9 protein-coding genes and 1 pseudogene are annotated in these 11,479 nt (G+C 54.9%); 1 reads left to right on the top strand and 9 read right to left on the bottom strand.

Annotated elements, in window-relative coordinates; translation table 11 throughout:
- The 8 genes from AC0J1C_RS09605 to AC0J1C_RS09640 form a co-directional block, all read right to left on the bottom strand.
- Positions 1-1,155 (bottom strand): glycosyltransferase family 2 protein, encoded by a 1,155-nt coding sequence (locus AC0J1C_RS09605; protein WP_473043655.1) that lies wholly within the window; start codon positions 1,153-1,155, stop codon positions 1-3.
- Positions 1,155-2,060 carry an XrtA system polysaccharide deacetylase gene (locus tag AC0J1C_RS09610; protein WP_473043657.1) on the bottom strand — a complete coding sequence of 302 codons (906 nt, stop codon included), beginning with the start codon at positions 2,058-2,060 and terminating at the stop codon, positions 1,155-1,157. The genes AC0J1C_RS09605 and AC0J1C_RS09610 overlap by 1 nt, the downstream gene beginning before the upstream one ends.
- A gap of 30 nt (positions 2,061-2,090) precedes the next feature.
- Positions 2,091-3,377 (bottom strand): outer membrane beta-barrel protein, encoded by a 1,287-nt coding sequence (locus AC0J1C_RS09615; RefSeq protein ID WP_473043658.1) that lies wholly within the window; start codon positions 3,375-3,377, stop codon positions 2,091-2,093.
- Positions 3,370-4,296: a P-loop NTPase family protein gene (locus AC0J1C_RS09620; RefSeq protein WP_473043660.1), complete on the bottom strand. Its 927-nt coding sequence runs from the start codon at positions 4,294-4,296 to the stop codon at positions 3,370-3,372. The genes AC0J1C_RS09615 and AC0J1C_RS09620 overlap by 8 nt, the downstream gene beginning before the upstream one ends.
- Positions 4,296-5,828, bottom strand: coding sequence for an XrtA system polysaccharide chain length determinant (locus tag AC0J1C_RS09625; RefSeq protein ID WP_473043662.1), 1,533 nt, complete (start codon positions 5,826-5,828; stop codon positions 4,296-4,298). Before AC0J1C_RS09625 ends, AC0J1C_RS09620 begins: the two co-directional genes overlap by 1 nt.
- Positions 5,829-5,846: 18 nt before the next feature.
- Positions 5,847-6,491, bottom strand: coding sequence for an XrtA/PEP-CTERM system exopolysaccharide export protein (locus AC0J1C_RS09630; RefSeq protein ID WP_473043665.1), 645 nt, complete (start codon positions 6,489-6,491; stop codon positions 5,847-5,849).
- 59 nt (positions 6,492-6,550) lie between these two features.
- Positions 6,551-7,963: a TIGR03013 family XrtA/PEP-CTERM system glycosyltransferase gene (locus tag AC0J1C_RS09635; RefSeq protein ID WP_473043667.1), complete on the bottom strand. Its 1,413-nt coding sequence runs from the start codon at positions 7,961-7,963 to the stop codon at positions 6,551-6,553.
- A 132-nt stretch (positions 7,964-8,095) separates the two neighbouring features.
- The gene (locus tag AC0J1C_RS09640) at positions 8,096-9,580 is read right to left on the bottom strand and encodes a bifunctional 2-methylcitrate dehydratase/aconitate hydratase (protein WP_473043669.1); all 1,485 of its coding nucleotides are present in this window, start codon (positions 9,578-9,580) and stop codon (positions 8,096-8,098) included.
- 908 nt (positions 9,581-10,488) lie between these two features.
- Here AC0J1C_RS09640 and AC0J1C_RS09645 point away from each other — a divergent pair.
- A pseudogene (locus AC0J1C_RS09645) lies at positions 10,489-10,584 on the top strand (PEP-CTERM sorting domain-containing protein); the annotation flags it as partial.
- A 105-nt stretch (positions 10,585-10,689) separates the two neighbouring features.
- Here the strand turns inward: AC0J1C_RS09645 and AC0J1C_RS09650 are convergent.
- Positions 10,690-11,295: an Npun_F0296 family exosortase-dependent surface protein gene (locus tag AC0J1C_RS09650; RefSeq protein ID WP_473043671.1), complete on the bottom strand. Its 606-nt coding sequence runs from the start codon at positions 11,293-11,295 to the stop codon at positions 10,690-10,692.
- Positions 11,296-11,479 lie beyond the last annotated feature (184 nt).

The following is an 11,479-nucleotide window of genomic DNA, read 5'->3' on the forward strand; positions in this document are numbered from 1 at the left end:
TTATCCCTTCCGTGGATTCCAGATAACCTTCTTCTCGCCCCTGAAAAATGCAACGCACGCTTTGTAAGAAGCAAGATTCAGCAACATGAAGTAATAGGGTATTGAGTAGATCGCCGAGAGCGATTCCCCATTGGATTCTTTTTTGTGCCCGCTCCAGGCCAGGATCAGGAAGCCCGCGTAGCCAATTGCCGCCAGGCCGTAAAGTCCTTTGAGCGGCGCCAGATACAGCGTCGCCAGCGCAAGTGTTGCCATTGGCAGAAAGGCTACGTATCGCAAAGCCTTGTGAGAAAACAGTTGCCAGGCGAACAGTGGGTTCCAAGCAGGGCTGAGTAGCCGCTTCATGTCTTTCAAGGCCCAGAGCGCTCGCAAGCTGACCCTGACGCGCATGCTGAATTCGCTGGTGCCGTCGGTGAGCGCTTCTTCCTTCAACATCGCTTCCGGCTCGTACACCACGCGGTAGCCCTGTTCTACGACCTTTAAGGGCTGCACGAAGTCCGGCAACTGGTCAGCGCGCAGGGGCTGATGCAGGGATTTGCGCATGGCGTCTATGCCGCCGTCGACGCCGACGACGGAGCCGGCCAGGGTTTCCTGCTGCCGCAGCCAGTTTTCGTATTTCATGTAGGCACTGCAGCCATCGCCCACCAGCGAGCCGTCCTGGTGGACGTAGATCATCTTGCCGGTGACGTAGCCCACTGTCGGATCGTTGAAATTGCTGACCAACGCCGTTACTGCCCGGCCGTCCCATTCGGAGTTGGCGTCGGAAAACAGCAGAATCTCGCCCTTGGCGTGTCCGCGCAGCGTGTTCAGACCCGCTGTTTTCCCCTGACGAGGAATTTGCCGGTAGAGGCGTACCGGAAAAGGCGCGGTCTCTGCGACCCGTTCTACGATGTCATCTGTGCCATCATCGGATTCGTCGGAAATCACCAGTACTTCCATCAGATCCGCCGGGTAATCCAGAGCCAGTTTGTTCCGCAACGTGGATTCGATGTCTTTGGCTTCGTTGTAGGCGGCGATCAGTATGGACACACTGGGTTGGTATGCAGTCGCTTTATCCACCGGCTTGGGGCGCAGCATGGCAACGGCCTTGATAGCCAGCGGATATCCGAAGTAGATATAGAACAACAGGAAGAACGACGCCCAGAACAGGAAGACCATTATGCCAGTCCGCTCACCGTGTTCGGGGATTCGGGCTCGGGCCGTTGGCTGTCATTCAGTAGACCCTGTTTGCGGAGCACCTCACCCATGGGCACGAATGAGAAGTGGCCCAAAAGCTTATCCAGCCGCGCCTCGCACACATCCAGGTTGTTGTAGTGCCGGAAACGGGAGAACCATTTGACGTCCAGCTTCGGCTGGCCCGGGTCGACTTCCCAAGGATGCAGGTAGAACACAAACGGTTGGCCCTGGCGGTTGATGCTGCCCAGGCCCCAGCGGCTGAACCAGTAGGGGAACAATCGGAAATAGCCGCCTCCGGCAATGGGCAGGGTGTAACCGGGGAATTTCAGCGTACTCAGCGGAAATTCGGCCAGCTCATGACCTTCATTCGTGGTGAGCTTGTGTGGCCATCGTGGTGTGCCGGGCATGCCGTAACGGTCGTGATGCACGGGGAAAATGGAGGAATCCCACACAAAGCCTTCTTCCGCCAGTATGTCCAGAGCCCAGCGCGATTGGTTGGTGATCGAGTAGCTGGCCGCGCGATAACCGGTTATGGCTTGGCCAGTGATGTCTTCCAGAATCCGCTTGGAACGACGAGTTTCCTCCCGGAAAGCATCCGGTGTCTGGTTGTAGATGAGTTGATGGCTGTAGCCGTGACTGGCGATTTCGTGGCCGCCTCTCTGGATGGTGCGAACCAGCTCCGGGGATTTCTCTGCCACCCAGCCCAGGGTGAAAAAGGTGGCTTTGGTGTTGTGTTTATCCAGTAAATCCAACAGACGGTTGGTGTTAGCTTCAACTCTGTACTCCATCGAATGCCAGTCCTCAGGACGAACGGCTTCGGCCAGCGCGGCTACCTGGAAGTAATCCTCCACGTCGATAGTGAGGGCGTTCTCGATAGTGTTTGTCATAAATTGTGCCCTATTCCGATGGCCATCAGCCTAGCGGAATCTGTATCCCACCGAAATCTGGAGCCAGAATTCATCGTACTCGCGGCTCGACACGTCGCTGGTCTTCTGTTCCTGGCCGATCCTGCCAGACAGACTGAGTTCGCGGCTTGCCTGATAACTCAGGTCCAATGCGAGATTGACGATTTGGTCGTCCGATTCATTCTGCTCAAACGTCAGGTACCGGTAGCCAAATCTGGCGTTACCGCTCAGTTGACCGCTGATAGGTCGTCCATACCGGACATTCAGTCCCGACGCTCGCTCCAATTCGTCTGTTTCCAGCAAGTCCGACTGATTGGCGAAGGCTTCTACGTTCAGGTTACCGCCATCCGAAAAACCTTTCCGGAGGCCAGTCGCAACGCTGGTTGTTTCAACGGTAATACTCTCGTTCAGATTGAACTCGAACTCTTCGAACTGGATATCGAAGCTTGAGGTCCGATCCGTTAGTTCCCGGGCCGCTCGGAGGTACCAATTGGCGCTGGGGCTTACAGTCCGAGTAAGTTCCAATTGGCCAACCACGCCATCGCTGGTTTGGGAGGAACTGCCGATGCTGGTTTCAATCTCACTCACACCAATTGAGCCGGAAGCCGAAGTCGTTGCCCATGTTTTACCACCGGTTAACCGCAGGGTGCGTACATCAATGTCCGCACCTGTATCCAGCTCTGTTGAGGTGTAAGAACCACTGACCCCCCCGCTAAGGGTCGGGCTGAACAGATGAGACCAGGCCGTGGTGCCAGTCAGGCGCTCGCTGTCGGTTTCTTCCGGCTCTTCGAATTCGGTATTTTCGTAACGGCTGCTGACTGTAATGGTATCCAGAGCGCCCAGGCGCCATACGTAACGGGGGCCGGTGCTGAAGACGTTCTTTCTGGTCCGGTTTGCGGGCGTATCGCTTTGAGTCACATCCTGGCGAACCTGCCGCAGATTGTTATCCAGATCCCAGTAAAGGCCGGTTGCCAGCTCGCATTCACTGTTCAGGTTCATGCTGGCGTTGGTTTCGTTATCAAAAGTTTCATCCAGCCAAATGGAGTAGCCGACAGTGCTCGAAAAGCTGGCGTTACACTTTCCGGGATCCGATTCGTAAGAAGCGGTGAGAGACGTGGTACTCTCGATGTCGCTTTGTTCGTTGTTCGGAGCCTTTGCAGCATTGTCTGTGAATCGCGCGGACTGGTTGCCAGTAAGACGCAACTGACCCTGCGAAATGGCTGGCGTCGTAAACAGGGCTGCTGCGAGCAAAAGGGGAAGTGTATGCCGGAGCTTCCCTGCTCCGAATAACCTATCCATTGATTACGGCTCCTACAAACTTGTCGGGATCAAACGCTCTAGCGGCGTCTTCAACCGAACTACCCGTAATCTTTCCATGAGGAACTACCAACATGGAAAAGTCGCAAAGCTCGCCGAGAATTCTGGCGTCCGGTGAATGTGAGATCGGCGCCGTATCAAGAACGATAAAACGATCCGGATACCTGCGCCTTACGGCCTGGAGAAACTGCTTCATTCGAAATGATGTAAAAAACTCAGAGGCATCCTCTCGCTGACTGCCTGCCGGAACAAGGCGCAGTCGGGGAATCCCCGTCGGGTAGATGATCTTTCCGATGTCGTAGTCAAAATCTTCCAGAAAATCAGTCAGGCCAGTCTCAGCAGAAAGGTCAAGCTGGGTGTGGAGTGTTGGGTTCCGCAGGTTGCAGTCGATAATAAGCGCCGTTTTTGCCTGATCAAACGCAAAGGCTGCGGCGAGGTTCAGCGCCATAAACGAGGTGCCTGCGCCCTCTCCTGTACCGGTTACGACAAGGGTAAAGTTGTTGCCGCCGGACAGTTCAAGAAGTTTTGTTCTAAGATGGCGAAATCGATTGACCAGATCCCGGTTTTTCGACTCCGGGTAAACAATTCGGCGCTCGTCCAGATCGTCCGGAGTGAGCCTGCGCGGCTCCTGCATCTTGATGATTTGTTTACTGATAACGTATCTGTCTACCGCACCAGGGCCAAGTTCCAGCGAACTAGGCACCAGCATGCGAGAATCATCACCATCAAAGTAGGTGTTGCTGCGCTGAAGGCGATGATCCGAACCACCACCCTTGAGGAGTTCCCTCTCATCGGGCGTGGAGCCTTTTTCGGCTTTATCGTTCGTGGTCCGCCATTTATCAAAGCCAGCCTCTTCAACGCTCTGCTCTGAATCAGACCTGCCCTGTTTATAATCTGCCATTAAACAACTCCCATAAGTGCGGCAGCCACGATAGCCACATAGGCCGCTACCGCCACTATGGCAAATACTGAAACAATAATGGTGACCCTTCGGTCGCGCCGTTTCTCATAGGGCGTGCGCACCAAGGGGATCTCAGCAAGAACCGGCAGACCTATATCCTCCTCGAGTTGCTGCCGGGCGCGTACCCGTGGGTCAATCTGAAGTAACCCGGCTATGGCTCCGAAAGGTGCAATCGCGCCCAGAAGTATTCCGGCGAATGCAAACATTGGAAACTTCAGTTTCTCCGGTTGTGTCGGGAATTGGGCAGATTCGTATATTTCGTAATTGAGGCCCTGACCTTCCACGTCCAGATGCATGGAAACCCTGGCCTTTTCCCGGCGCCGGAGAAGATCATTGTAAATCTGTGTATTCACCTTCATATCCCGGGTGATTTCCGCATACCGGGTTTTGTTTTCTTGAATACGCGCCATTCTCTGTTCCTGTTCGGCGATCAGTTGTTTCAGAGAATTGATTCGCGTCGTGGTGGTCACGAGGTCTGCCCGGGCTTCTGTCAACGATGCGCGAATGTCCTGATACACCGGGTTAACAATGTCCGTGCCGGATAAAGTTTGAGCATCGCTTTCATCGCCACTTTCTTCCAGGGCTTTCTGCCTTTGCTTTCGCAACTCAGCAATCTGTTCCTTCAGGATGACGATGTCTGGGTAGGTATCAAGATATCGCAGACGCAAATCGTCCAGCCGCGACTCCATATCAGCTATGCGCTTCTGGAAAGCATCTGCAGTTCTGCCCTGGCTAACGGTCGGATCAATGCTACTCAGTTGAACCTGAAGCGATTGAGTTCGCGACTGCAGCTCAGCCTTTTCGAGCTCGGCCAGCTCAAGCTGAGACTTCAGGCTGTTCATTCGTGCGTTGGCTTCCTCTTCAGTGCCGTCCTTGTTCTCTGAGAGAAAGTTCTGCAATCGTTCCTCAACTTCCGCCAGCTGCCGCTCGTAATTCTTTACCTGTTTGTCGACGAAATCATAAGCATTGCGGCTTTCGAGACGTTTTCTTTCTGAACTCTCAGAGATAAAAAGCTGTCCCAAACGCTGGGCTATCCGGAACGCCTCCGCCGGCGACTGTGAGGTGTAACCAATTGAAAAATAGCTGCCGCCGGCTGGTTTAACGGTGAGATTCGCTCGGAGAGTAGCAATGCGCGACTCAATGATGTCTGGAGTTTGATTGCCCGCCCCCGGACCATAAATGCTTGGATCTGTGGCAATTTGTACCAGCGCTTCTCTGTTTGAAAGCGTTTGGCGCGCCGACGATGTCTGGTCGCTAACCTTTGTGGTTATTGCGCTGCCTTCCATAAGTGGTCGAATAATATTCTGATCATCGACGAAAATGACGACCTCTGACTGGTACTTGTAAGGCCATACGAACCCGGCACCAAGCACCAGGAAGCTCAGCACGACAAACGCAAACAACACCTGCCATTTGCGCGACCGCACTTCCCTGAGAATCTCAACCGGTAAACTGGACAGTGGCACTGCCATAATCAAATACCCTAACGCTCAGAAACTTCGTTCCGGCACGGCAAGTATGTCGCCAGGCCGCATCGGGTAATTTGTTGCTATGTCACCTTTGGTTAGAATGTCGTCCAACCTGACAGGAATTGCGACGACTTCACCTCTCATCGGCCTGTAAAGCATCGCATCATTTGCGGCCGCGAACTGATTTCCGCCGCCCGCGGTCAGATACATATCCAGTACGGTCATGCCAGTTCGGTGAGGCACGGAAAGCGGACTCTTGACTGCTCCGGTAACACGAACCCGATCAATATATTCGTGACTTCCCATATTGGTAACCACAACGCTTACTTGCGGCTCTCGGATGTAGGCTGAAAGCCCGGCCTCAATATCGCTTGCCAGACCTTCGGGCGTCTCGCCGGATGCGTGCACATCCCCGATCAGCGGAACCGATATTTTGCCATCGGGGCGCACGGGTACTGAGATACTCAGGTCTTCATTACGCCAGACAGACACGCGCACAACATCGGTTGGCCCCAGAATGTACTGGTCGACACTGTTGGTTGTTTCTAACTGAAGCGCCTGCTGAATCTTTTCGCTGGAGGATGGGGAGTTGGAAGCGCATCCGGCAATAAGAGATACCGCCGCCAGGGGCACAAAGAGCCCCCACAGTGAAAACTTCGATGACATTTTTATTCCTCTCTGGTTCCGTCTCTTATTCCGTGTCTCGGGGAGAGCTCGTCCCGAAACTACCTGGATCCTTTCTTGAACAATACCACTTCCACTGTCTGAATTATAATCAACAGATCAAGAAGTAAACTCTGATTTTTTATGTAGTACAAATCGTAGCGAAGCTTTTCGCGAGTGTCCTCTTCATTATCCGCGTAGGCAAAACACAGCTGCGCCCACCCCGTCAGCCCCGGCTTTACCCGATGCCGCTCTCCGTAGAAGGGAATGGTCTCGGTGAGGCGCTGAACAAACACCGGCCTTTCGGGCCGGGGGCCGACAAATGCCATGGTGCCATTCAGTACATTAAAGATCTGTGGCAGCTCGTCGATCCGTACCTTGCGAATGAATTCGCCCACACGGGTCACGCGGGTGTCATTCTTACTCGCCCACACGGCGCCATCCTTCTCGGCATCCGTCCGCATCGACCGGAATTTGTGTACGCGGAAGACCTTGTCGTTCAGACCTACCCGCTCCTGGCTGTACAGCACAGGGGCCTTCAATCCATCTTCAAGTTTGATGGCCAGCGCCGTGAGCAGCATGATCGGCGCACTGACAATGAGCAGGCTGCCGGCCGCCAGGATATCCAGCGTTCTTTTGCCGAAGCCGTACACAGAAGACACAGTAAAGCCGTCAGAAAAGACCAGCCAGCCCCGGGTAATCATCTCAAGAGCCACTTTTCTGGACTCTCGTTCGTAGAAACTGGCACCGTCAATTATATGGACACCTTCCATCTTGCATTCGAGAAGGTCTTCCATCGGCAGCCCCTTCCGGCGGTCGTCTACCGCCACTACGATCTCTCTGACCGGGTGCCTGAGGATGTAATCGTGGAGCGAGGCAGGGTTGTTGATGAGGTATTGCTCTTCCACCTCGATCGATTCATCAGGAAGTGGCACAAAGCCGTCGAGCGTGAAGCCCTTCCGGTTAAAGGGTGTTTCGAGATCCACCAGCAACTGGTTGGCCCTGCGACCTGCGCCCAGCACCAGCACCCGGCGCTTGAAGGCCTCTTTGCCGACGATGCTGAAAAACAGAACACGGGCAACGCCGAGGGCAAACACCGAAAGCACCGTGGCGGTGGTGAGCAGGCCGAAGCTGCCCATATACCAGAGCCATTGGTCAGCAATTACATAGGCGAAGCCATGGGCGGGAATGGCCAGTATCAGCGCCATGATGGTTCTGAGCATCATGCCCGACATGCCTTCCTCAACCCGGGACTGGTGAACCCCAAGGGCAATCATGACAATCAGGCAGATAACCGCGAATACCACCGCTGAGGGCAGGACAAAAACGAGGTTGTCCCAGAAGAACGGAAGATCACCAAAAAACCGGAAGAAAACAGCAAGCGAGAAGACCAGTGCCAGGACCAGCAGGTCTATCAGCCCGAGAATGACAAAAGGCAGGTGTATGTAGTGTCTGAACAATCTGACGTGTGCCACGCCAACTCCTTTTGCTACCCAAGCAATAAAAAACGCATCCCGCGTTATACAGCGCCAAGAGCAGCAGTTTACTGCAATTTCAGGCTACTGCAATCGCAAGCGACAGGATTCCACCAATTTGCCCGGTCCCTGTCAGCCAGCCAAAGCATCCATGAATTCGTGAACGGGCACCGCCTCGAGTGCCTTTTGATCCTCACACAGAGCAAGAATCCGGGCGCACTGCTGGCGAGAGAATCGCGTCGCCAGATTGGTCTCGAATTTCTTCACCAGTTCCGGAATGCCCTCGTCCCTGCGGCGCCGGTGCCCCAGGGGATACTCCACGGCAACGGGCTTTGTACTGGAGCCATCTGAGAAGAACACCTGTATGGCATTGGCAATGGATCGCTTTTCCGGCTCCAGATATTCCCGGCTGTAACGCTTGTCCTCAACCACCTCCATTCTGTTCCGAAGCTCATCAATGATCGGATGGGCCTCGTGGAAGCTGTCTTCATACTGCTCCGCCTCGAGTTTTCCGAAAATGAGGGGAACGGCGGTCATATACTGCAGGCAGTGGTCCCGATCTGCGGGGTTAGCGAGTTTTCCGGTTTTCGAAATGATCCGGATGGCCGATTCGTGGGTGGTAATGACTATTCGCTCGATGTCCGCCAACCGGTCCTTGACCTCAGGGTGCAGTGCCAGTGCAGCTTCTACGGCAGTCTGGGCATGGAACTCCGCGGGAAACGAGATCTTGAACAGGATATTCTCCATCACATAGCTGCCAAAAGGCTGAGGCAGGGAAAACTGACGCTGGTCTTCGGGTTTCAGTTGCTGGTCTTTGTTGGTCTTGCTGAATAGAACGTCATAGAACCCCCACTGCGGCGCCGTCAGCACACCCGGAATGCCGGTTTCTCCGCGCATGGCAATGTCCGCCAGCCGCACGGCCCGGGAGGAGGCATCGCCGGCTGCCCAGGATTTCCTTGGGCCCGCATTGGGGGCGTGACGGTATGTCCGCAGGGATTGGCCGTCTACCCAGGCATGAGACAGTGCCGAAAGCATCTGTTCCCGGCTGGCGCCCATCAGGCGGGCCGCCACGGCAGTTGAGGCCACTTTTACCAGTACAACATGGTCCAGCCCCACCCGATTGAACGAGTTCTCCAGCGCGAGCACGCCTTGTATCTCATGGGCCATGATCATCGCTTCGAGAACGTCGCGAACCGCCAGGGGGCGCTTGCCCGCCGACACACGTTTACGCGAGAGGTGATCGGCAACGGCCAGGATGGCCCCGAGGTTGTCGGAGGGGTGCCCCCACTCTGCCGCCAGCCAGGTGTCGTTGTAATCCAGCCAGCGGATAATACAGCCGATGTCCCAGGCCGCTTTCACCGGGTCCAGGCGGAAATGTGTGCCCGGGACACGGGCGCCATCGGGAACGTGAGTGCCCTCCACCAGGGGCCCGAGATGCTTTGAACACTCGGGAAACCTAAGCGCCAGTAAACCACAGCCAATGGAGTCCATCAGGCAATACCTGGCCGTAGTCCAGGCCTCTTCGCTGTCGATGTTGTAGGTCAGCACATAGTCCGCGATTTTCTGCAGTACCTGGTCGTAGTCTGGGCGCTCGTTCGAATCTGAGGTCTGCGACATTGGAACCATCCTCCTCTTGTTGCCTGACGCCTACCCCAGAGTCTAGTTGCTGACAGTCTGAGAGCCAGCTGGCACAGGATATGTCAGGAAATTAAACATTTTCAGGCATGATCTCATGAAGACACATGTTATCTGATTGTTATAAATGCACTTTTCATAGTTGGCCTTCACCTTGCACCGGTGTAAAGGGGCACTGACGCTCCATAAAGACTCAAGAAATACACCGTGGAAACACTAAAGGGACGAAAGCAATGAACAGGAATATGACAATCGGTGGACACGTTGTAGGCGCTTCGCTCGCGCTTGCTCTCATGGGGGGAGCTTCCAGTGCTCTGGCCGCTCCTATTACTTTCTTTGGCGAGGACACCTCAACAGCTGGGGTCCTTGGAACGAATTCCGCGCAGGCGCGCACGGATTTTCTGGCTAACCTGACCGGTGTTGGGAACGAGGACTTTGAATCATTCACCTCGGGGAGCAGTTCCCCGTTGAACCTGAGCTTCCCGGGTAGCAGTGGCTCGCTGAGTGCCACCCTGACAGGTACTGGCGTCATTGCTGGTTCCCCGGCAGTTGGACGGTTTGCGACGTCCGGTACAAAATACCTTGAAGTCAGCACCGGCTCGTTCGTGATCGATTTTCTCGATCCGGTGAGCGCTTTCGGCTTTAACGGTATCGACATTGGCGACTTTGTCACCAACCAGATGGTGCTCAAGTTGACCAACACGCTGGGCGACACCACGGAACTGACCGTTCCTCACTCACTGGGTATCGGCAACTTGGCCCAGGCAACACTATTCTTCGGGTTCTACGACCTGGCGCAGTCCTTCACCAGCATTGAATTTACCAACGCCGGCGGTGGCGATCTGTTCGCCTTCGACGACATGGTAATTGGAGATGCCGAGCAGGTAACGCCCACCCCGGTACCGGAGCCTGCTACCCTGGCACTGCTGGGCCTTGGCTTGCTTGGGCTGGGCGCCAGACGCCGGCTGTTCTCACGCTCTGCCTGAGCGAGTGGATGTCCAGCACAGTTGATGTGATGTAACGTCGTAAAACAAAGAAGCCATTCAGACTGGATCTGAATGGCTTCTTTACTTTGGGAGCAAATAGAGCAATCAGGCTTTACGCTTGCGGCCCCTGAGCCCCATACCCATCAGGCCCAGGCCGAGCAGCGCGAAGGTGGCCGGCTCCGGAACCTGCGCAAAGGCATGATTATCGGTCTCGAACGCCTTGCTGGTGCTGATCAGTTCAATGGTGTCGAACGACATCGCGCCAAAGAAGAAATTGACGTACCGGTTGTCGTTCAGGCTTACCTGGTTACCCTCTACAAGGATATTGGGATCCACGGTCTGGAGATCCAGCCCCGTTACCAGCCAGTCGTCTCCGGTCACGGAATTGGAAAACTTGATTGAGTTGTAGTTATCAATCGAGCCCCAGAAAAGACCGAAATAATTGTAGCTGCCACCCGGGTCCAGAGTTGCGGACAGTGCGCTGGTGTAGGGTTCCGGCACCGTCAGGTACGGGTTATCAGAGCCCAGGTTAAACGGTGCTGCGTACTGGCCACTTACGCTGCCAGTAACGACATCGAAGCTGCCGGAGCAACCACCCGCGTAACTACACCCACTGCTGAAATCAATTTCAGTAATGCCGGACACGCTGCTGTTGTATACGCCTCCAGCTTCAACGGTGATCAACAGGGCATTCGCACTGCCACTTGCCAACAAGCCCGCCGTTGCCGCAGCGGCGATTAGTTTTCCATACTTTATGTTGTGACCCCACTATTCCTGTTTGTCAGAATTCCCGAAAATGGGAATCGCGAGGTCGTAACGCGCGTTTCGTGCCACCTTCGACAGTGTCACCAGAAAACAGCGCGTTACAAAACAGCAATGTGGGATTCCTGAGCGA

It is taken from the genome of Marinobacter sp. E2, from assembly GCF_055755345.1.